Origin of the sequence: Amycolatopsis sp. cg5 (assembly GCF_041346955.1) — a bacterium.
In the GTDB taxonomy this organism is placed as follows: Bacteria; Actinomycetota; Actinomycetes; order Mycobacteriales; family Pseudonocardiaceae; genus Amycolatopsis.
Genome location: NZ_CP166849.1, coordinates 8,585,886 through 8,607,225 on the forward strand (window position 1 = coordinate 8,585,886; position 21,340 = coordinate 8,607,225).

The following is a 21,340-nucleotide window of genomic DNA, read 5'->3' on the forward strand; positions in this document are numbered from 1 at the left end:
CCAACGCCCCTTACGTCAGGTACACGTACTCGTAGTCGAACGGCTTGCCGTTGATGCCCTGCCGGGGCGGCGCCACCCAGCTCGCGATCTTGCCGCGCTCGTAGACCGGGTGCATCAACGAGCGTACGAACGTCAGGTCCTCAGTAGTGGGCAGCCACTTCCGTTTGCCGGCCTGCCAGGTCGGCTCGTCGACTATGGTGCCGTCCGGTGTCACATGGTGGCCGGAGTTTATGCCCACATCGCGGTTGAAACCAGGGTGCGGCAACGCGAACCGGAAATCTATCCCGTGATCGGCGAGAATCTTGTTCCACCGGTTGACACCCGTCTGGCAATCGGCGATGTATTCGCGGCGAAGGTCAAGATTCAGCAACAGAATGGCCTGCAGCTCTTCCGTTTCCCACGTTCCGTCCGCTCGCGGACGCTCCAGCACCGCCGCCGAGTCGGTGAGCTGGTGGTCGTCCTTGCGCCGCGTCTCCATCCAGCGCCCCTTGAGCCCGGACGTGTAGTAGTTCGCCGCGTTCGTCGAGGTCTCGCTGCCGAACAGGTCCAGCGAGACGGTGTAGTGGAAGTTCATGTACTTCTGGATGATGTCCAGTGGGATGCCGCCGTGCGGGGCGATGTCGTCGGTGTCGTGCTCGACGATCAGGTCCGCGCTCCGCTGCACCACCCGGTCGACACCGGTGGTGCCGACGAACATGTGATGCGCCTCTTCCTTGAGCATGAATTCACACGTGCGCGAAAGCGGATCGAACGAACTTTCCTTGAGCGTGCCGAGTTGATATTTCCCATCTCGGTCGGTGAAGTACGTGAACATGTAGAACGCGAGCCAATCGGCGGTCTCCTCATTGAACGCGCCGAGAATGCGCGGCGCGTCAGGACTGCCGGAATTGCGCAGCAGCAGGCTTTCCGCCTCGTCCCTGCCCTCCCTGCCGAAGTAGGCGTGCAGCAGATACACCATCGCCCACAGATGGCGGCCTTCCTCGACATTGACCTGGAACAGGTTGCGCAGGTCGTAGAGGCTCGGCGCGGTCAGCCCCAGCAGCTTCTGCTGTTCGACGGACGCCGGCTCGGTGTCGCCCTGGATGACGATCAGCCGCTGCAGCTCGGCGCGGTACTCGCCGGGCACCTGCTGCCACACGGGCTCGCCCTTGTGCTCGCCGAACGCGATGCGGCGGTCGGGATCGCGCTCGGCGAGGAAGATGCCCCAGCGGTAGTCGGGCACGTTCACGTGGTCGAAATGCGCCCAGCCCTCTCTGCCGACACTGACCGCCGTACGCAGGTAGACGCCCTGAGTTTGCAGCGTCGGGCCCATCTCGCCCCACCAGTTCATGAACTTCGGCTGCCAGCCCTCCAGCGCCCGCTGGAGGCGCCGGTCGGAGGCGAGGTCCACGTTGTTGGGGATCTTGGCGTCGTAGTCGATCTTTTCCGGCATGGGTTCAGACACGCTTCCTGTCGAAGACCGCCTTCTGCCCGGTGCCGTAGCGGCGCAGGGCTCCTTCGTCACCCGAGGCGTTCGGCCTGGTGAAGATCCAGTTCTGCCAGGCGGCGAGCCTGCCGAAGATCTTGGTTTCGATCGTCTCCGGCCCGACGAACCGGTGGTTCGCCTCCATCCCGGACAGCGCGTCGGGACTGAGCGAGGCCCGTCCTTCGAGCGCGATGCGGATCTCGTCCTCCCAGTCGAGGTCGTCAGGGGCGTCGGTGACCAGCCCGTATTCGACGGCCTCCACCGGGCTCAGCCGCGTCCTGGGCAGCGCGGCGAGATGCTCCGGGTCGCCGTAGAAGCGGGATTCGAGCCGGGTCAGCCCGTTGCCCATCGGGCACATGCCGAAGTTCGCCTCGGAGAGAGTGATCGACGCGCGGTCCTCGCTGTCCTCGTCGTCGATCGGCGGACCGTCCAATATGTACTGGCGGTCGCAGGCCAGCGCGAGTTCGAACAGCAACCCGGCGGCGCAGCTCGACGGCTCGATCAGCGCGATGAGACTTCGGCTGGTGACATCGAGACGTTTCAGCGTGCGCTTGTAGAAGTGCACGATCTCGTTGGACAGCCAGTCGTCCGACAACGCCTGCTCCTGGGCGAGCACGTCGGCCGGGTCACCCTCGGTGCGCAGCAGCCACGTTCCGAGTTCGGGCTCGTTGGTGCGCAGCCGCAGGATGAGGTCGTCGAGTTCGCGGGTCATCCGCAGGAGCCAGCCGTCTTCCGCCGACGCGCGGACGGTGATCGACACGAGCCCCAGCGCACGATCCAGTTCGGCTCGGACGAACCGGTACCTCAAAGCGTCATCGGTGCTCTCGCAGTCGAGTGGCGCGAGTTCGACACCCGCCACGCCGACCGGCCGGGTACTGGATTCCGCCAGCTCTTGGGCACGTTTCTTGACCGTTTCGCGGAATTCCGGCCGCGGCACGAGTTCGTCGACGAGCCGCCACTCGACCGCGGTCTTGCCCTTGACGCCGTCAGGACGTGTCGCGAAAACGTCCGCGAGATCCTTGCGGACCCGGCGCTTGTCGACGACTCTGGTGAGCCCGCCGGTGCCGGGCAGCACGCCGAGCAAAGGCACTTCCGGCAACGCGACGGTCGACGAGTTGTCATCGACCAGCAAGATCTTTTCGCAGGCCAGCGCGATCTCATAGCCGCCTCCCGCGCAGGTGCCGTTGACCGCCGCGAGGTAGATCTGGCCGGAGTTCGCGGTCGCGTCCTCGATGGCGTTGCGGGTCTCGTTGGTGAACTTGCAGAAGTTCACCTTCCACTGGTGCTCGGAGGCGGCGAGCATCCGGATGTTCGCGCCGGCGCAGAACACCTTCTCCTTCGCGCTCGTGATGACGACCGCGCGAACTTCAGGGTGCTCGAACCGCAGGCGCTGCGTGGCGTCGTACAGCTCGATGTCGACGCCGAGGTCGTACGAGTTGAGTTTCAGCTCGTACCCTGGGACGAGGCCGCCTTGCTCATCGACATCGAGCTCCAGCCAGGCGACCGCGCCCTCGACCGAGAGGCGCCAGTGCCGGTAAGCGGCGGGATGCCGATCGAAGGTGACCGCGTCCGTTGAGGCCATACACCCAATTGTCTACAAAAGAATCAACACCGTCAATATTATGTAGACACATGGCTTCGAACGGCGGAGAGCCTGGTGGCCGCCCAGACGACGAAAGCCCAGATCGCGAGCCCGGCGACCGAGTCAGTGAAGATCGTCGCGAACCAGAACGCCGGCAGGTTCACCGGGCCGACAAGGAAGTGTCCCATGGTCGACAAGCCCGCGAGCGCGTAAACGGCCAGGAATGCGAGAGCCGTCCAGTCCATCTTCCGCGCGTAGCGGCGATAGCCGAGCACACCGAACGTGGTGAACAGCAGCCAGGCGAAAACGATGAACAGCTGCCCCAGCACCCCACCTAGACCCTCCACCGCCGGATACTGATCCAGCGCGATGGCGTTGTGCCCGTAGTGCAGCGTGGTCGACAGAAGACTGAATCCCAAGATCACCCGAAGAACCGGCAGACCATCCATGACCCCTCCACTAGATAGATCGCTCTAGCGAGAGAGTAAACCCGGACCGGTGCCCATGTCGACAGCGCAAGACGCCCCCGTTCAAGTACTTGAACGGGGGCGCCGGACTTGAGCCTGCTAGATCTCGAACGCGGCATTCAGCCGCGGATCGTCGAGCGAATGCGAGATCTCGACGGCGTAGCCGCCGGGGACGAGCTGCCAGCCATCGACCCAGATCTCGGCCGCCCGCCGGGGAATCTCGATCTCGACCTCGACGACTTCACCGGCCTCCGCCTCGACGCTCGCGAAGCCCGCCAGCCATCGGGCCGGCCGCTCGGCTCCCGGTTCGTCCGGTTTGAGATACGCCTGCACGACCTCGCGCCCGAACCGCCGCCCGATGTTGCGCACCCGCACACACGCTGTCGGCAACTCGCCTTCATGCGGTTCCAGCGACACCGACTCGTAAGCCCACTCGGTGTACCCGAGCCCATGGCCGAACCAATACGCGGGAGCGCGACCAGTGCGTTCCCACGCCCGGTAGCCGATGAAGACGCCCTCTTCGTAAGGCAGTACACCGTTCTCGGGCTTTACCTGAAGCACTGGGGCGTCGGTCATCCGTGATGGCCAAGTCGTGGGCAGCCGCCCGCCTGGTTCTTCCACACCGAACACGACATCCGCGAGCGCGGCACCGGCGGCCTGGCCGGGGAACCAAGTCAGCAGAACCGCGGCGACCTCCCCGGTCCAGGGCATTTCGACCGGCGACCCCGCGTTCACCACCACGACCGTTCGCGGGTTCGCTTGGGCGACCCTCGTCACCAGTTCGTCCTGCCGGCCCGGCAGCACGAGGCTTTGCCGGTCGAAACCCTCGCTCTCGACTTCCTCGGTCGTCGCGACCACGACGACCGCGATCTCGGAACCGGCCGCCAGCGCGACCGCACGCTCGATCAACTCCTCCTCGGAGACGCTGGGCGCCGCATGCCCCAACGTGAAGGAGATCCACGCCAGGCCTTCGTAGTCGTCGGGCACTTCGGGAGCGTCGAACGTCAGCCGGACATCGACCGCTTCCCCCTCGGTGAGTTCGACGTCGAAGCGCTGTTCCTTGATGGTCAGGATCGTCGTCACGAGATCGGTGGAGTCCGGCACGTTCATGCCGTCGAACACCGTCTGCCCGCCGACCGTCAGCGCGAGTTTCCCGGTACCGGTGAACCCGAAGGTGTGCGCCCCGCTCACAGCAGGCGTGAACCGGCCCACGATCTCGACCATCGCCAACTCGGTGACTGCGATTCCCGGCGGCAGCTGCCCGAGCCACTGAACCGTCCCACGTTCCGCCGGGAACGCCCCGAGCTCGCTCCCGTCCCCGCGGCGCGCGACGATCCGCAGTTCGAAACCGTCGGATGCCGGACGCAGCGTGGTCCGCGGATCCGCGCCGACGGCGTACCGCACATCGACACCCTCCGGTGCCGCCGCGCGGAGGCCTTCGAGTGGCGAGATCACCTCTGCGGGGAAAACGGTCGCGCTGCCGCCACCGAGGATCCTCGCCTCGTCCCCCGCCATCCCGATCACCGCGACACTGCTCGGCGCGGCCAGTGGAAGCAGCTGATTCTCGTTGCGCAGGAGCACGAACGATCGCCTCGCCACCTCGCGGGCGATCGCATCGCCATCCACCTCGGCTCGTGCCGGATTCGGTTCACCGAGCGCGCCGACCCGTTCGGCCAACGCCAGCACCCGCCGCACCATGGCGTCGAGCACCTCTTCGGCGACCTCACCGGCACGCACCGCATCGGCCAGCTTCCGCCCGAAAACCGTCACCGGCCCCGGCATCGCGACGTCGAGCCCACCGTTCGCGGCCGCCGCCGTGTGCCGCGCGGCCGTCCAGTCGGACACGATGAATCCGTCGAATCCCCACTCGCCGCGCAGTATCCCGTTCTGCAGACCGTCGTGCTCGGTCATGGTGAACCCGTTGACGCCGTTGTAGGCGGCCATGATCCCCCACGGTTTCGCCTCCGCGACGATCCGCTCGAACGGCGCCAGGTACAGCTCACGCAAGGTCCGCTCGTCCGCGCGGACGTCGAGCGTGAACCGCTCGGTCTCCGAGTCGTTCGCGACGAAATGCTTCACCGTCGTCCCGACACCGCCAGCCTGCACGCCGCTGACATACCCGGCGCCGATCGCGCCGGTCAGCAGCGGATCTTCGGAGTAGCACTCGAAATGCCTGCCACCCAGCGGACTCCGATGCAGGTTGACCGTCGGCGCCAGCAGTACGTGCACACCCTTGCGCCGCGCCTCCTGCGCGAGCAGCCCACCGGCCCGCGCGGCGAGCCCGGGATCCCAAGTAGCGGCCAGCGCGGTCGGGCTCGGCAGAGTCACCGACGGGTCATCGGCCGACCATCGCGTTCCCCGCACACCGACCGGGCCGTCCGACATGACCAGCGAGCGAAGCCCGATCTCGGGGATCGCGGGCAGGGTCCAGAGGTCCTGGCCCGCCACGAGCCGCGCCTTGGTGTCCAGGTCGAGCTTGGCGATCAAGTCATTCATCGCACCGATTTAATCCGGGTCACCAGTATCGCGCCAAGCAGAGCGGAGATGGCGGCCGCCGTGTACACCGCGGCGTAGTTCTTCCCGTCACCGATGGCCAGCAGCAACGGGACGAACATGGGCCCGATCGACTGCGGCAGCGCGTTGGCGATGTTGAAGACGCCGAGCTCCTTGCCGCTGGACTCACCCTTCGGCATCACGAGCGTGGCGAGCGCGAAGTCGACCGCGTAGAACATGCCGGTGCCCAGCCCCGAGATCAGATGCGCGATCAGTACGTCCGTGTACGAGTCCGCGGTGATGAAGAACGCCACGCTGACGGTCATGATCAGCGCGGCCGCGATCACGAACACCTTGCGCCGGTCGAGCACGTCCGAGAGCCAGCCGCCGAGCAGCGCCGTGCCCGCGCTGATGATCGAGGTGATCATCAGCAGGATGCCGATCTTGGACTCGGCTTCCGCCTTCGGCAGGCCGATCTTTTCGGCGAGGAAGTAGATCTCGTACCCGGCGGGCCCGAAAACGCCGAGCACCACCAGGAACCGGGTCAGCCACGCCCAGGCGAAGTCCGGGTTCGCCCGCGGGCTCGTCCAGAAGCTGGAAAGGAACTCCTTGACGGAGAACGGAGACCGGCCGGCCGCGGGGCGGTCCGCGAAGTAGTGCGAGAAGGTGACGAGCAGGATCACCCCCAGCGCACCGGGAATGATGATCTTCAGCGCCAGCGACGGGACGAACCCGACGATGAGCCCGCCCGTCACGACCGCGCCGAGCTGCGCGAACCCGATCCAGCCGGAGACCTTGCCTCGCCGTTCCTCCGGCACGACATCCGGGACCGTCGCGGTGAGCGCGGCCAGTGCCGCGTTGAACGACACCTGGGTGAGACACCAGCCGAGCAGGATCAGCGGAATCGTCGGCGCCAGTGTGACGATCACGAGCCCGGCGCCGCCGCCGAGCGCACCGGCGGTGATCCATGGCCTGCGCCTGCCGAAGCGCGACATCGTGCGGTCAGACAAGCGCCCGAACAGCGGATTGGCGACCATCGCGATGAACGCGCCCACTCCGGCCACCAAGCCGTAGGACGCTTCTTTGTTCACCGGGTCGATCACCGAGATGCGTGCGGACAGGGTGACGATCGCGGGTGTGAGCAGCGCGGTCCACAGGCCCAGATTGGCCATTCCCACGCGGACTCCGAACAAGGACGGCTCTGCGACCGCCGCGGGTTTTTCGAGCATGGCGAACCCCTCCCAGGTCGATTCAGCCCATAGAGTGGCGCAGAACACCTCACCGCCGGAAGGTCACGTTACGTGTTTGTCAGGTCGGTGCGGTTAGGCTCGGGGTATGACCCGGCCAAGGGGAACCGACCGCCGCGAGACGATCGTCCAAGCGGCGTTCGAAGTGATCGCCGAACGGGGATACCGCGGTTCGTCGCTCGGCGCTGTCGCTGAGCGCGTCGGTCTCACCCAGCAAGGCGTCATGCACTACTTTCCGTCGAAGGAACAGTTGCTCATGGCCGTGCTGGAGCGCAGGGACCAGTGGGATCTCATGGGTTTCAGCCGGACCGAAGACTCGTCCTCGCTCGGCGCGGCGCATTTGCAGCAGCTGGTCGAATACACCGCCACCCGGCCGGGCAGCGTACGGGCGTACACCGTACTGGCAGCCGATAGCGTGACGGAGGATCACCCAGCGCGACCGTTCTTCCAAGAGCGGTACACGCGGGTGCGCGCCTGGGTCGCCGATCTGATGGAGCGTCAGGAGGGCGAGCTTCCCCCGGGGCTCACCGCGGAACAGCTCGCGCCGATCGTCATCGCGGTGCTCGACGGCCTTCAGCTGCAATGGCTGCTCGACCCCGACGAGGTCGACATGCCTGAGAGCTTCCGCGACTTCCTGGCGATACTGGGCATCAAGGTCTGAGCGCCTCGCGCAGCTGCTTCAGCACCCGCAGGGTCGTGTCGAGATCAGCTCGCGGGACGTGCGGCGCGAGTTCGGACGCCCAGGCGACACGGGCGGGACCCAGCTCCCGCAACGCTTTGCGCGCGCGAGGAGTCAGCCGCAGGAGCGGCGCACGACGGTCCGCCGGATTGTCCAGCTTCACGACCATGCCGCTCTCGAGCAGCCTGTTGACCGTCTCCTGCACGCTTTGCCTGCGCAGCCCACGCTTGCGCGCGAGCTCAGCCGCCGTTGACGGGCCGTCCTCGAGGAAACCGAGGACTTGCCATTGCGCGGCGGTCAGGCCGACCGGAGCGGTCAGCGCGTCGCCCGCGGCGAGCATGCCACCGTTCAGCACGAAGATCTCGTTGACCAGTTCAGTGATCACGTCGGCTCGCTGGGGCATGCCTGCTATTCTCCATTTTTGACAGGCGCCTGTCAAAAATGGAGGACGACATGGACATGCCCCAGCTGAGCGACGGCCATCGGGCGCTCACGGCGCTGATCGGCACCTGGACCGGCGAGGAGGAACTGGCCGCGTCGGCTTGGGCGCCGGCGTCGACCGCCGTGGCGACCGTCCGCTATCGCTTGGCGCTCAACGGTTTCGCGGTGATCCAGGAGTACGAACAGCGCCGGGCGGACGGCGGCGGGCTGCTGGGGCACAACGTTTTCACGATGGACCCCGCGACCGGCGACACGCTCTGGTACGGCTTCGACAGCTACGGCTTCCCGCCGATGTCCCCGGGAAGAGGGGGTTGGGACAACGGAACCCTCGTGCTGGAAAAGCGCACCGAGCGCGGTGTCGCACGACACCGGCTGACGCCCGATGGCGACGAGCTGCACCATGTCATAGACCTCCAAATGGGTGAGGGAACGGAGTTCGGCCAGTTCCTGAGTGCGCGGTACATACGTGAACCCGCGACATGATCCAGTAAGCGTGAAAATCTCCGCCGGCGCAAGTACGAATTTCGCAAATGGCGGTTTCGTGTTGGAAAACAAGGAAAAATTGACCGTTCGCGGGCAGCGGATCCGGAAAATGTCGTACCCCCGGAGTAGACCGGAAGAGTGCGAGAAAACGACGACCCTCCGCTGATCGGGGTCGAGAACATCAAGATGCCCGAGTGGGCCGCGGTGGATCAGCGCGTCATCGCCGCGGGCTTCGGGCAAGCGGTGCGGACGATGCCCACCGCGGCGGGCGAGGTCGTACGGCTGGCGTGGTCGGCCTCGCCTCGGCTCACCATGCTGGCCGCGGTGGTGCACGTGGCGTCCGGCTGCGTCACCGCGTTCGGGCTGCTCGCCACGGCGAACGTGTTCACCGCGCTGTTGCGAGAGGCGCCTACGCCGCAACGGGTGCTCGACTCATTGCCCGCGATCGCGGTGGTCGTGGGCTCGTACGCGGTGCGGGCACTGCTCGACGCCGCGGTCGCAGCCGTCGAAGGCGCGCTCAAGCCCAAGGTGACGCGGATGGCCGACGACACGGTCACCGCCGCGGTCATCCGGGTCGAGCTGCTCGCCTTCGAGGACGCGGATTTCCGGGAACTGGCCAGGCAAGGAGCCCGGTACGGCGTCCGCGCGATCGAGACGAGCCTGCGCGGGCTCGCGGACCTGGTGTCGTCGGCCATCGCGCTGCTCGCCGCCATGGTCACCGCGGCTTTGCTCGATCCCTGGCTCGCACCCGTGCTGCTGCTCGCCGCGGCCGCGGACGCCTGGGCGTCGGCGAAGGTCGCGAAGCTCAGGTACCGGCATTTCCTCGGCACCGTCTCACGGAACATGCGCAAGTTCGTCGTCGAAGAGGTGGCGACGTATCGCACGCTCGCGTTGGAGCGGCACGCGTTGAAGTTGCAGGAGCCGTTGCTGGCGGAGTACAGCCGCATCTCGGAAAGCCTTATGCGGGAGGAAAGCAAGCTCGAGCACCAGAGCAACGTCGTCCGGCTGATCGGCAGGACGGCGCGAGGAGCGGGCACCGCGGTGGCGTACCTCGTGCTCGGTTTGCTGCTGTACAACGGATCGATGGCGCTCGCGCTGGCCGGCACGGCCGTGCTGGCCATGGGCCGGGCATCGACCGCGCTCTCCAACACCATCAAGGCGGTGAACTCACTGTACGAAGATTCCTTCTATATCGGGTATTACCGCAAGCTCATCGCGGAATCGGCGCGGCGGCGCGCCCCCGTGTCCGGACTGACCGCGCCTTCCCATCCGGGTGAAATCCGGCTCGACTCGATCTCCTTCACGTATCCTGGACAAGACGAGCCGGCACTGCGAGAGGTCTCCTTGACCTTGCGGCGAGGCGAGATCGTGGCACTGGTCGGGGAGAACGGCTCCGGCAAGACCACACTCGGGAAGCTGCTCACCGGCCTGTATCCACCATCCGAGGGTGCCGTCTACTGGGACGACGTGAACCTGGCAGCGGCCGATCATCGGACGGTGCACGAAAACATCGCGGTCATCGCGCAGAATCCGGCGGAATGGCCGATGACCGCGGGCACCAACATCACCGTCGGCAGGCTGGGCCGTGCGGACCCCGAGCGGGCCGCATGGACGGAGGCGATCGTCTCCTCCGGCGCCGACGAGGTACTGGAGTCCTTACCTCTCAAGGAAAACACCGTCCTGTCGAAGAAGTTCAGCGATGGTCAGGACTTGTCCGGCGGGCAGTGGCAGCGGATGGGCATCGCACGCGGGATCTATCGGGACGCGGCCGTGCTGGTCGCGGACGAGCCGACCGCCGCGCTCGACGCCAGGGCCGAGGCGAGAGTGTTCGCCGGGCTGCAGCACGCGAGCACCACCGGGCACGGCAGCCGGATCACCGTGCTCGTCACCCATCGGCTCGCCAATATCAGAAACGCCGACCGGATCCTCGTACTCGAGAAAGGAGTGCTGCTCGAAGAAGGCACCCATGACGAACTCGTCGAAGCGGGCGGGCTCTACGCGGAACTGTATGAAATCCAGGCCAGCGCCTATCGGAAGGAGTCGTGATGACCGGTCGCGCGGGCGGTTCGTGACCCCCTAACGCGCGGGCGCACCCCCCTACAAGTTATGGACGGGGCCGATCACCTCGACCAGACTACGAAGAGCGCCACAACGAGGAGGCCCGCCTTGCGTCAACTGACCGCATTGGACGTGCAGTTCCTGAACGCCGAGTCGAGGACGACCACCGGGCACGTCGGAGGGCTGTCGATACTCGACCCGTCCACGGCCCCCGGCGGGACGCTGACGGTCGACGACATACGGGAGCTCATCGGACGGCGGCTGCATCTGGCGAAGCCCCTGCGGTGGCGCCTGCTGCAGGTCCCGCTGGGGCTCGACCATCCGTACTGGATCGACGACAACGAGTTCGACCTCGAGTTCCACGTCCGCGAGATCGCGCTGCCGGCGCCCGGTGACGAGAAGCAGCTCGCGGAGCAGATCGCCAGGCTCACCGCCAGGCCGCTCGACCGAGGGCGGCCGCTGTGGGAGGCCTACGTCATCCACGGGCTGCAGGGCGGGAACGTCGCGGTGTACACCAAGGTGCACCACGCTGCGATCGACGGCGTGTCGGGCGCGGAGCTGCTCGGCGCGCTGATGGACCTCAGTGCCGAACCACGGACCATCGAGCCGCCCGAGCGCTGGCTGGCGACCAAGCCGCCCAGCCAGCTCGAGCTGCTGGCAGGCGGGCTGAAACGGATCGCGCTGCATCCGATCAAGACGGCGATGCAGCTGCCGAAGCTGCTGCCGCACGTCGACGAGGTGCCCGGCGCGGCCAGGTTGCCCGGCGTCGACCTGCTGGCACGTGCGGGAAGCGCGCTGAGCAAGGTGACGAAGCAGGGGCCTGGCAGGCACGAAGTGGAGCGGCCGAAGCTGCCGGTGCCGGAGACGCCGATCAACGGCCCGATCAGCCCGCACCGGCGGTTCGCGTACGGCTCGATGCCGCTCGCGGACGTGAAAGCGCTCAAGAAGGCTTTCGGGGTGACGGTCAACGACGTGGTGATGACGCTGTGCGCGACGGCGATGCGCCGCTGGCTGCTCGACCACGACGCGCTGCCGCTCGACCCGCTGGTCACGCTGGTCCCGCTGTCGGTGCGGACGCCGGAACAGGCCAAATCGGCAGGCAACCAGATCTCGATGATGCTGGCCCCGCTGCCGACCAACATCGAGGACCCTGCCGAGCGGCTGGCCGAGGTCACGAAGGCCATGGCGGCGGCCAAGCAGCGCTACCAGCCGTTGCCCGCGTCGTGGCTGGTCGACTTCAGCGCGGTGCTGCCGTCGGCGCTCGGCGGGTTGTCCGCGCGGGCGGCGATGCGGTATCTCGCCGCGACTTCGCCGGTGGTCAACCTGGTGGTGTCGAACGTGCCGGGCGCGCAGTTCCCGCTGTATCAGGCGGGTGCGCGACTACTCGGGCACTACCCGGTCTCGGCCATCACCGACGCGAGCGGCGGGCTGAACATCACCGTGATGTCCTACAACGGGAACCTCGACTTCGGGCTGGTCGCCTGCCGCGAGCTGATGCCAGACTTGTGGAACCTGATCGACTACCTGCACGAGGCCATGGAGGAGCTGACCAAGCTCGCCGCCGCCCAGAACCAGGAGGCGTGACCGTGACGGAGACCATCGCGCGGGTCAATGGGATCGAAATCTGCTACGAGACGTTCGGGGAGCCGTCGGCGCGGCCGCTGCTGCTCATCATGGGGCTCGGCGGGCCGATGATCTGGTGGGACGACGAGTTCTGCCGCTCGCTCGTCGACCGCGGGTTCTACGTGATCCGGTTCGACAACCGCGATGTCGGGCGCTCCACGAAGATGCACGGTCGTATCTCGCCGCTGGCCACGTACTGGCTGCGGACGGCTCCGTACACATTGGACGACATGGCCGACGACGCGGCCGGGCTGCTCGACGAGCTCGGGGTCCGGGCCGCGCACGTGGCCGGTGCGTCGATGGGCGGGATGATCTCGCAGACTCTGGCGATCCGTCATCCGGACCGGGTCATCTCGCTGACCTCGATCATGTCGACCACCGGGAACCGTCTGGTCGGCAGGCCGACGGCCAAAGCGGGCGCGATGCTGCTCGGGCGGCCGCCGAAGAACCGTGAGCAGTACCTGGACTACCTGGTCCGGACGTTCCGGATCATCGGCTCCCCCGGTTATCCGTTCGATGTGCGGCGCATGCGTGACCGGGCGGCGCGGACGTTCGACCGGGGTGTGAACCGGGGCGGGACGATCCGGCAGCTGGCGGCGATCGTGTCGTCGAAGGACCGGGCGCCGGGATTGCGGAAGCTGCGGATCCCGGCGATGGTCATCCACGGTGCCCGCGATCCGCTCGTCCACGTCTCGGGCGGGCGTGCCACGGCCAAGGCCATCCCTGGCGCCGAGCTGGACATCGTGCCGGGCATGGGGCACGACATGCCGCGTGCGCTGTGGCCGCGGCTGATCGACGCCATCACGCGCACCGCCAACCGGGCGGGGATCCCGGCGTACTAGTCGCTCGGAAAAGCCCGAATGTGGCTTTCGTCAGATCGGATCTGACGAAAGCCACATTCGGGCTTTTTCCAGGTGGGCGGGACCGGTGTCCGCGGGGTTGGGACAGGTGTCCCGTCAAGCGGACAGGGTGACCGAGCCCAGGTTCGAGAAGTGGGCGGCGACCCGGGCGCCGGGGGTGAGCGGGACGGCGTCGGTCATGCCGCCGGTGAGGATGAGCCAGCCCGGCTCGATGGCGAGGCCGCGGGCGGCGAGCGCGTTCGCGGCCAAGGCGAGCGCCTCGCCGGGGTGGCCTTGGACGGCGGCGCCGGTCGCGGTGTCGACCACTTGGCCGTCGACTTCGAGCAGGCAGGCTTCGAGGGACAGGTCCAGCTTTTCGGGCCGGACGCCTACCGGGCCTATGCCGAAGAGGGCCGAGGAACCGTTGTCGGCGACCGCGTCGGGCAAGGTGAACTTGTAGTCCTCGAAGCGGCTGTCGATGATCTCGATGCCGGCGTGGACGCGGTCGACGGCGGCCAAGGCCGTTGCCGCGGTGATGCCGGGGCCGGAAAGGCGCCTGCCCATGACGAAGGCGATCTCGGGCTCGGCGCGGGGGTGGATCAGGCCGCCGAGTGGGACGGGCACGCCTGCCGGAAGGACCATCGCGTCGGTGAGCCAGGCGAGCAGTGGTGAGTCGATGCCCATGCGCAGTTGCTTCGCGCGGGAGGTGAGGCCGAGTTTGAGGCCGATCAGGGTTTCGCCGCGGACTCGGCGTTTGCGCAGGGACTCGTCCTGGATCGCGTACGCGGTCGCGACGTCGAGCTCGGGCCAGGACTTCGTGAGTGGCTCGCGGGCGGCCGCCGCGTCCACGGAAGCCAGCAGCGTCGTGGCTGCCTCGGACACACCCAGGCTCATCGCGTACCTCCGGAGAACACCGCGGTGACGCTGCCGAGTCCCGCGATCGTCGCGACCACCGTGTCGCCTGGCGACACCGGGATCGACTTGGTCATCGAGCCGGGCAGCACCACGTGGCCGGGCTGCAGGGACACACCGAGCGGGCCGACCGTGTTGGCGAGCCAGACCAGTGCGTTGATCGGGGAGCCGAGTACCGCGCCGCCCGCGCCGGTCTCGGCGACCTCGCCGCCGGAGTGGAGCACGCAGCCGGCGAGGCGGAGGTCGACGTCGCCGAGCTTGGTCGGGGTGCTGCCGAGCACCACGCCGCCGGAGGAGGCGTTGTCGGCGATGGTGTCGATGATCGAGATCTGCCAGTCCTTGATGCGGGAGTCGACGATTTCGAGTGCGGGCAGCACGAAGTCGACCGCACGGGCGGCGTCGGCGACCGTGACGCCTGGACCTCGTAACTCGGCGCCGAGTACGAAGGCGATCTCGGGCTCGATGCGGGGCTGGAGGAAGCGGTCGGCCGGGATGGGCTGGTGTTCCAGGTGGAACATGCTCGCCGTGAGGTGGCCGTAGTCGGGTTGGTCGACGCCGAACTGGCGCTGCATGGCGACCGAGGCCAAGCCGACCTTGTGGCCGCGCACCGTGTCGCCGCGCTCCACCCAGCCACGTACGACGCGTTGCTGGATGCGGTAAGAATCTTCCAGCGTGAGGTCCGGGTACGTGTCGATCAGTGGCGGTACCGGTTTGCCGGTCTCATAGGCGCGTTCGAGGCAGGCGGCCGCCGCCTGCAGGATTGTGGCTTCCACGCTGCGCACTCTGCTGGCAGAACGCGGTCAGCACAAGACGGTCGTACCACTGACCGGCACGGAACATTTCGCCTTCGCCGGGGGTGAAAACTCAAGACCAGGTCGGCCGGATCTGCTCGACGCCGAGTTTGCGATAAATGGCCTTCATATGGCCGTCGACCGCGCCGCTGGTGGTGCCCATGCGTTCGGCGATGGCGTCCAGGCTCAATCCGGCGGCGGCGTGCTCGGCGATTTCACATTCCAGCGGGCTCAGCCCGGCGCTTCTCCCGGCCACGAGCAGCTCCCCGATCAGCGTCAGGTTTCCCTGCGCGGTGCGATACAACTGGCGCAGGGTGGCGACGCCGACGTTGTAGTCGAAGACGGCGGTGACCAGCCGGCGCACTTCGGCGAGGGTGAGCGGCAGCACGTCGGCCCGCTCGACGAGGTCGTCCGCCCACAGCGCGGGAACCGGTACCAGACCGCCCGGTTCAGTACGCACTGTCGCGAGAACGAAAGCCTTGTGGTCGCTGTGGATGAGGTGGAGCAGAGCCTCGACGGAGGCCGCGTCCAGCAGGTGCGCGTCGTCCGCGATGACCACGAGTTTGTCACCTCTGGCCCGCGCCGTGAGCTCGTCCGGGCCGGCGACCGAGGTGAATTTGCGGCATTCGTAGCCGCGGACGGCCTCGGTGACCAACCTGCTCTTGCCGACTCCCTGGGGTCCGGAAAGGACCAGACCACCGGAATTTCCCTCGCTGATAAGCGTCTTGATGCGGCGAACCTCATCAAGACGTCCAGTAAAGGGCCAGGCCGACGACACACTGTGATTATACGACCGCACTAGCGCCCGGCACGAGGGTCTAAAGAAGGCGTTCATAGTGCGTAGTGGTGAACGTCTTGTTGAGTTGAGTAGTCGCGATGGACCATCCAGTGGACCCAACCTGCTCGCGCAGAAACATCTTGCGCGCGAGATACTTTGCGGGTACCGTTCTTTTCATGACCTTGAACGAAGCCACAGTCACCCAGCTCAGCGAGGCGCGCGACGACATCCGGGAGCGGCATCTCAAGCCGTCGGGTGAGCGTCCACCCACTCCCGGGCGCGGGATCCACCACACGGCGCTGATCTCCGGCGATGTGGAGCGGACGATCGAGTTCTATCAAGGGCTGCTCGGATTTCCGCTCACGGAGCTTTTCGAGAATCGCGACTACCCGGGTTCGAGTCATTTCTTCTTCGATGTGGGCAATGGGAACGCGGTCGCATTTTTCGATCTGCCCGGACTTGATCTCGGTCCTTATGCCGAGGTTCTAGGCGGATTGCACCATTTGGCTTTGTCCGTCTATCCCGACCGCTGGGCCGAGCTCAAGGATCGGCTCGACCAGGCAGGCGTCGACTATCAGCTGGAGAGCGACTCGTCGATCTACTTCGCCGACCCGGACGGTGTGCGCGTCGAGCTGATCTCCGACCCGCTGGGTGAGATGTACGGCGAGAAGATCGGCTGAGCACTCCCGCTGCGCGGCCTCCTCGCCTAGCCTGTCGGCCAACAGTGAGGAGACCCATGTCGGATTGGTCCCGATCCCGTGCGAAGGCCAGGCTCGATCACCGTGAGCACCTGGACGAACTCACCGCGCGAGCCCGCTACGAAGTGCGGCTGCACCTCAACGAACCGGCCGCCAACACCGCCTACGACGACCTCGCCGCGATCTTCTCCGGCGGGCACGCCGAATGTGTCTCGCTGCTCGCGCACAGGCGGCTCCTGCCGCTGTGGGAACGCCTGCTGCTGAGCCGGTACGCGAAGCGCATGTACGGCAAGGTCACCGTCGGCAGCGTGCGCGACGTGCCGTCGGGCGAGGAACCGTGGCGCGTCTTCGGCAACGAGATCACCGCGTTGCGGCCGGATTCCGGCGACACCGGCGCGAAGTACGACATGCAGGGTCGTGGGCTGCTGACCGTGTTCCGGATCGCTGTCGGCCAGCCTGGCGCGGTCTGGCAGGACCGTCAGGAGGTCGCGACGACCTCGGCGCGCAATATCCTCACCTGCTCAGCGGCTTTCCTACGTCGTAAGCCCTGGCACGTGATCTGGCCCGTCTATCGGGTGCGCGGGCTGCGCCTATGGAAGCTTTGAGAGGCTCCTAGCGTTTAACAAGGCATGGACCTCGCTGAGCAGGCATTGACCGACGCGAAGACGATCGCCGTCGTAGGGCTGAGCCGCAACCCCGCTAAGGCATCACACGGGGTGGCCGTGCAACTGCAGAAGGCCGGTTTCCGCATCATCCCGGTCAACCCGGACGCCGACGAGCTGCTGGGCGAGAAGGTCTACCGCTCGCTCACCGACATTCCGGAGCCGGTCGACCTGGTCGACGTCTTCCGCCCGGCCGAGTTCACGCCGGAGATCGCGAAGCAGGCGGTGGCGATCGGGGCGAAGACCCTGTGGCTGCAACAGGACATCGTCTCGGCCGAGGCAAGGCGGATCGCCGAATCGGCCGGCCTGACCTACATCGAAGACCGCTGCACCGCGGTCGTGCGCACGCTGGCCCGCATCACCAAGCCGTGACCGAGCGGGCTTTGTCCCGGTTCTCTTCCCAGGACAAAGCCCGCTTGATCACGGGCTGGTCAAAGCCGCTGCGGGCCGGTGGGGACGGTCGGGGCCGGGTTGTCCCGCACCTGCTCCTGGGCGGCACGGTGCTTGGCGACCGTCGACGCGTAGCCGAGGTCGGCGCGGTGCGGGAACGGTGACGGCGGCCGGTTGAACCGGAACGCCGCCGTCAGGTCGCCGACGGCCGAGCGGCGCCAGGCGCTGATGTGCGGCTCGGGGACTCCGAAGCGCTGCTCGAGCAGGCGGATCAGCGACGAGTGGTCGAACGTGTTCGAGCAGACATAGCCGCCTGCCGTCCACGGCGAGACCACGATCGTCGGCACCCGGAAGCCGAGGCCGATCGGCACCCCGCCGACGAACTCGTCCGGCGTCCCGGCGGGCGGGGTCGGCGGCAGCACGTGGTCGAAGTAGCCGTCGTTCTCGTCGTAGGTCAGGATGAACGCCGTTTTCGCCCAGACATCCGGGTTCGACGCGATCGCGTCGATCTTGGACGCGATGTACTGCGCGCCTGCCGCGGGCATCCAGTTCGGATGCTCGGTCTGCGCGGACGGCGCCACCAGCCACGACACCGCCGGCAGGTTGTCGTTGCGGGCGTCGTGCTCGAACCAGCCTGCCGACTTCTTCACCATCGCGCCCGAATACAACGGAGACGACTTCGGCGCATCGGCGAACTGCCGGAACCACGCCAGCGAGTTGTCGTCGTAGTTGTCCTCTTCCTGGTAGATCCGCCAGCTGACGCCGGCGTCGGTGAGCCGCTCCGGGTAGGTCTTCCACTTCAGCACCGGGTTGTCCGACGACATGAAGTTCGTGTTCGCCGGCCCGCCGGCGGTGCCCTGCGGGTCGATCCAGCCGGTCCACATGTACAGCCGGTTCGGGTTCGTCGGCCCGAGCACCGAGCAGTGGTAGTTGTCGCAGACGGTGAACGCCTCGGCCAGCGCGAAGTGGAACGGGATGTCCTCGCGGTCGTAGTACGCCATGGTCTTGGCGCCCTTGGCCGGGATCCAGTTGTCCATCTTCCCGTTGTTCCACGCGGCGTGCTGATCCGACCAGTTGTGCGGCAGCCCCGGTGTGGCCTGCGCGCTGGTCTTGCCCGTGTTGTACCGAAACGGCAGCAGATAACCGTCCGGATGGCCCGAATACGGCTGCTGGAACACCGAATTGCCGTTCGGCAGCTTCATCGCCGTCGGGTCGGCGAAGCCACGGACACCGGCGAGCTTGCCGAAGTAGTGGTCGAAGCTCCGGTTCTCCTGCATAAGGATGACGAAGTGCTTGATGTCCTTCAGCCGCCCCGGCCGCACCGAGGACGTGTCGGCCAGCGCCTTGCGGACGTTGGGCGGCAGCACCACTGAGCCCAGCGCGGCAGCGGCGGCGGCGCCGAGTACCCGGCGGCGGGTGAGTTCCGGTTCGGTCACTTGACGACTCCAAAGTGGACGACCCGGCTGTTCCCGGTGTCGGCGACGAAGATCCGGCCCTGCGCGTCGACCGCGATGCCCTGCGGGAACCGCAACGCGCCCTGACCGTCCAACCCGAACTCCGCGCGGAACGGCCCCGCTGTCCGGAATTGGGACACCCAGCCGAAATCGGGCTGCGTGACGAACGCGTTGCCCCCGGTGTCGATCGCGATACCGGCCGGATTGGACAGTCCGCCGAACTCGCTGCTCTGGCCGTAGCCGAGCGAGCTGATCACCTTGCCGTCGCGCGAATAACGCACCACGGCGACGTCGCCGTTGGCCAGCCTGCCGTTCTGGGTGACCCAGACGTCGCCTGCCGCGTCGACCGTGATGCCCTGCGGCGAGCTCATCTTCTCCGTGATCGGCGCGAGCTGCGCCCCGGTCTGCCCGTTGAACCGCGCGACCCGCTGATGCCCGGTGTCGGACACGTAGACCGTGCCCTGCGCGTCGACCGCGACGCCGCGCGGGTTCTCCAGCACCCCGGCGCCGAACTCGCGGACGAAACCGCCCCACCACGAGTACTCCACGACCCGGTTGTTGCCGGTGTCGGCGACGAAGACGTTGCCCGCGCTGTCGACGGCGACCGCTTCGGGCGCCTTGAGCCGCCCGGCGAGCACGCGTACGAGCCTGCCGTCGCGGTTGAAGCCCTGCACGCGGTCGTTGCCGGTGTCGGCGACCCACACCTGGCCGATCGGGTCGACCGCGAGACCGGCGGGCCGCGAGAACTGGCCGGGGCCTGCGCCCGCGCAGCCGAACGCGGAGCGGAACACCGGCGGTTGGGTCTGCGGGGTCGGGCGGACGGCGAACTTCACCGGATCGGCGAGCCAGCTGTAGCCGTCGTCGGAAAGGTAGAAAGCCACGAAATCACCGGCCGCGAGCGAACCACTGCTGAAAGTGACCGTCCCGCTCGCCAAGGTGACATACTGCCAAAGATTCGAAGGTCCCACGTATTTCTGGTCAACCGGACCATTTCCCGGATCGGCATAGATTCCGACCCAGTTCTTGGGGGTCACGGTTTCGGTCGGCGTCGAGTAGGTGAAAGTGATCGACTCTCCCTGTTCGACGGACGCGGCACTGCCGCGCAAGGTGCCACTTGTCGCCACGTCGCACAGGATCACCGTGCTGGTTCGATCAAGTCCAGCGACGGAAGTCGGTCGGTGACCATGTTCAGGAACTGTTCCACGGCCGGTAACTGACGGCCCGTCAAAGAGCCTCCCCCGTACGGCCCAGCACAGGTAACGCTGGGAACACGTCGCGGCAAGATCACGTCGAAAATTGGTCAGAGGTTCAACCATTCAGACCAGGACCACTCCGACCCGGCGGTCCATTCGGCTCGACATCTTCCCCCCAAAGGTCGGAGGTGTTACTTTTCAACCCCGCCTAGCGGAAATGGTTACCGCTGAACGGGATTACCAAAAGAAAGGTGAGGTGTTAGATCGATGGAGGGCACGGTCCTGAACACCGAGCAACGCGGCCTGGAAACCAGCGGCACCCTCGAACGCGGCCTCGCCGTGCTCGAGCACGTCGGTCAATGCCAGGAGATTTCCACGAACGCGATAGCCAGGCAACTGGGCCTTTCGCGCAGCGCCGCGTACCGCATCGTCGGCACGTTGAAGAATCTCGACTACCTCGAAGCAGATCACGTGACCGGCCGGATCCGGCTCGGCACCAAACTGGTCGAGCTCGGGGTACGCGCCATGTCGGCCACCGACCTGCACCGGTGCGCCCCGCGCTATCTCGCCGCGCTCGCCGAGCGCTCCGGCGAGACGACCTATCTCGCGGTGCCGGACAACGACGCGATGGTCTACGTCGCGACCGAGCGCAGCGCCAACGCCGTCACGCTCGCCTGCCGCCTCGGCACCCGGCGGCCGCAGCACGCGACCTCGCTCGGCAAGGCCTGGCTGGCCGCGCTGCCCGAGATGGACCGGGTCGACCGGGTCCGCCGGATGACGCTGGAAAGCCTGACCAGCAACACGATCGTCAACCACGCCCACCTGCTCGCCGAGCTGGCCACGACCAACCGGCGCGGCTGGGCGGTCGACGAGGTGGAGAACGAACCGGACGTCGGCTGCGTGGCAGCCGCGGTGCGCGACCACTCGGGGCAGCCGGTGGCCGCGATCAGTATCGCCGGGCCCGCGTCACGCGTGCTCCGGCGCATCGAAGAGCTCGGCGCGACTGTCGCCGCCGGCGCCGCCGAGCTCTCACGACGGCTGGGGCACGTCCCGGTCGCCGTGTAAGCGCTGACGAGAAAGCGCTA

At 67.0% G+C, this 21,340-nt stretch carries 20 protein-coding genes; 9 read left to right on the top strand and 11 right to left on the bottom strand.

Annotated elements, in window-relative coordinates; translation table 11 throughout:
• Positions 1 to 10: 10 nt before the first annotated feature.
• From boxB to AB5J62_RS39015, 5 genes are all read right to left on the bottom strand, one after another.
• The gene (gene boxB / locus AB5J62_RS38995; RefSeq protein WP_370950457.1) at positions 11 to 1,432 is read right to left on the bottom strand and encodes a benzoyl-CoA 2,3-epoxidase subunit BoxB; all 1,422 of its coding nucleotides are present in this window, start codon (positions 1,430 to 1,432) and stop codon (positions 11 to 13) included.
• Positions 1,433 to 1,436: 4 nt separating this feature from the next.
• Entirely contained in the window at positions 1,437 to 3,047 is a 1,611-nt protein-coding gene (gene boxC / locus AB5J62_RS39000; protein WP_370945050.1) for a 2,3-epoxybenzoyl-CoA dihydrolase, read from the bottom strand.
• Between the two features lie 38 nt (positions 3,048 to 3,085).
• Positions 3,086 to 3,496 carry a hypothetical protein gene (locus AB5J62_RS39005; protein ID WP_370945051.1) on the bottom strand — a complete coding sequence of 137 codons (411 nt, stop codon included), beginning with the start codon at positions 3,494 to 3,496 and terminating at the stop codon, positions 3,086 to 3,088.
• A 117-nt stretch (positions 3,497 to 3,613) separates the two neighbouring features.
• On the bottom strand, positions 3,614 to 6,010 hold the full coding sequence (locus AB5J62_RS39010; protein WP_370945052.1) for a glycoside hydrolase family 3 protein: 2,397 nt from the start codon (positions 6,008 to 6,010) through the stop codon (positions 3,614 to 3,616).
• Positions 6,007 to 7,236, bottom strand: coding sequence for an MFS transporter (locus tag AB5J62_RS39015; protein WP_370945053.1), 1,230 nt, complete (start codon positions 7,234 to 7,236; stop codon positions 6,007 to 6,009). The genes AB5J62_RS39010 and AB5J62_RS39015 overlap by 4 nt, the downstream gene beginning before the upstream one ends.
• A 106-nt stretch (positions 7,237 to 7,342) precedes the next feature.
• Here AB5J62_RS39015 and AB5J62_RS39020 point away from each other — a divergent pair, with 106 nt between their 5' ends.
• Complete coding sequence (locus AB5J62_RS39020) at positions 7,343 to 7,915, top strand: TetR/AcrR family transcriptional regulator (protein WP_370945054.1); 573 nt, start codon at positions 7,343 to 7,345, stop codon at positions 7,913 to 7,915.
• Here AB5J62_RS39020 and AB5J62_RS39025 read toward each other — a convergent pair.
• On the bottom strand, positions 7,905 to 8,336 hold the full coding sequence (locus AB5J62_RS39025) for a MarR family winged helix-turn-helix transcriptional regulator (protein WP_370945055.1): 432 nt from the start codon (positions 8,334 to 8,336) through the stop codon (positions 7,905 to 7,907). The two genes, AB5J62_RS39020 and AB5J62_RS39025, sit on opposite strands and share 11 nt — an antisense overlap.
• A gap of 50 nt (positions 8,337 to 8,386) precedes the next feature.
• Between AB5J62_RS39025 and AB5J62_RS39030 the strand changes: the two genes are divergently transcribed.
• The 4 genes from AB5J62_RS39030 to AB5J62_RS39045 all read left to right on the top strand — a co-directional run bounded on the left by AB5J62_RS39030 (position 8,387) and on the right by AB5J62_RS39045 (position 13,380).
• Positions 8,387 to 8,857 carry a DUF1579 family protein gene (locus AB5J62_RS39030; RefSeq protein WP_370945056.1) on the top strand — a complete coding sequence of 157 codons (471 nt, stop codon included), beginning with the start codon at positions 8,387 to 8,389 and terminating at the stop codon, positions 8,855 to 8,857.
• Between the two features lie 186 nt (positions 8,858 to 9,043).
• Positions 9,044 to 10,903 (top strand): ABC transporter ATP-binding protein, encoded by a 1,860-nt coding sequence (locus tag AB5J62_RS39035; RefSeq protein ID WP_370950458.1) that lies wholly within the window; start codon positions 9,044 to 9,046, stop codon positions 10,901 to 10,903.
• 120 nt (positions 10,904 to 11,023) lie between these two features.
• A complete protein-coding gene (locus tag AB5J62_RS39040; RefSeq protein WP_370945057.1) occupies positions 11,024 to 12,499 on the top strand; it encodes a wax ester/triacylglycerol synthase family O-acyltransferase in 1,476 nt (491 codons plus the stop codon).
• Between the two features lie 2 nt (positions 12,500 to 12,501).
• Positions 12,502 to 13,380, top strand: coding sequence for an alpha/beta fold hydrolase (locus AB5J62_RS39045; protein ID WP_370945058.1), 879 nt, complete (start codon positions 12,502 to 12,504; stop codon positions 13,378 to 13,380).
• A 114-nt stretch (positions 13,381 to 13,494) separates the two neighbouring features.
• Here the strand turns inward: AB5J62_RS39045 and AB5J62_RS39050 are convergent, their stop codons facing one another.
• The 3 genes from AB5J62_RS39050 to AB5J62_RS39060 form a co-directional block, all read right to left on the bottom strand.
• Positions 13,495 to 14,271 carry a 2-keto-4-pentenoate hydratase gene (locus AB5J62_RS39050; RefSeq protein ID WP_370945059.1) on the bottom strand — a complete coding sequence of 259 codons (777 nt, stop codon included), beginning with the start codon at positions 14,269 to 14,271 and terminating at the stop codon, positions 13,495 to 13,497.
• Entirely contained in the window at positions 14,268 to 15,062 is a 795-nt protein-coding gene (locus AB5J62_RS39055; protein ID WP_370945060.1) for a 2-keto-4-pentenoate hydratase, read from the bottom strand. Before AB5J62_RS39055 ends, AB5J62_RS39050 begins: the two co-directional genes overlap by 4 nt.
• Positions 15,063 to 15,153: 91 nt before the next feature.
• The gene (locus tag AB5J62_RS39060; protein WP_370945061.1) at positions 15,154 to 15,735 is read right to left on the bottom strand and encodes a helix-turn-helix transcriptional regulator; all 582 of its coding nucleotides are present in this window, start codon (positions 15,733 to 15,735) and stop codon (positions 15,154 to 15,156) included.
• A gap of 299 nt (positions 15,736 to 16,034) precedes the next feature.
• Here AB5J62_RS39060 and AB5J62_RS39065 point away from each other — a divergent pair, with 299 nt between their 5' ends.
• From AB5J62_RS39065 to AB5J62_RS39075, 3 genes are read left to right on the top strand one after another with little or no spacing between them, the layout of a single operon-like run.
• A complete protein-coding gene (locus AB5J62_RS39065; protein ID WP_370945062.1) occupies positions 16,035 to 16,538 on the top strand; it encodes a VOC family protein in 504 nt (167 codons plus the stop codon).
• A gap of 56 nt (positions 16,539 to 16,594) precedes the next feature.
• Positions 16,595 to 17,161 (top strand): hypothetical protein, encoded by a 567-nt coding sequence (locus AB5J62_RS39070; protein WP_370945063.1) that lies wholly within the window; start codon positions 16,595 to 16,597, stop codon positions 17,159 to 17,161.
• A 24-nt stretch (positions 17,162 to 17,185) separates the two neighbouring features.
• On the top strand, positions 17,186 to 17,590 hold the full coding sequence (locus AB5J62_RS39075) for a CoA-binding protein (protein ID WP_370945064.1): 405 nt from the start codon (positions 17,186 to 17,188) through the stop codon (positions 17,588 to 17,590).
• 59 nt (positions 17,591 to 17,649) lie between these two features.
• Here AB5J62_RS39075 and AB5J62_RS39080 read toward each other — a convergent pair whose 3' ends face one another.
• Positions 17,650 to 19,044, bottom strand: coding sequence for a phosphocholine-specific phospholipase C (locus tag AB5J62_RS39080; RefSeq protein ID WP_370945065.1), 1,395 nt, complete (start codon positions 19,042 to 19,044; stop codon positions 17,650 to 17,652).
• Positions 19,041 to 19,943: an NHL repeat-containing protein gene (locus tag AB5J62_RS39085; RefSeq protein WP_370945066.1), complete on the bottom strand. Its 903-nt coding sequence runs from the start codon at positions 19,941 to 19,943 to the stop codon at positions 19,041 to 19,043. The genes AB5J62_RS39080 and AB5J62_RS39085 overlap by 4 nt, the downstream gene beginning before the upstream one ends.
• 579 nt (positions 19,944 to 20,522) lie before the next feature.
• On the opposite strand from AB5J62_RS39085, the gene AB5J62_RS39090 reads away from it, so the two are divergent.
• On the top strand, positions 20,523 to 21,320 hold the full coding sequence (locus AB5J62_RS39090; protein WP_370945067.1) for an IclR family transcriptional regulator: 798 nt from the start codon (positions 20,523 to 20,525) through the stop codon (positions 21,318 to 21,320).
• Positions 21,321 to 21,340 lie beyond the last annotated feature (20 nt).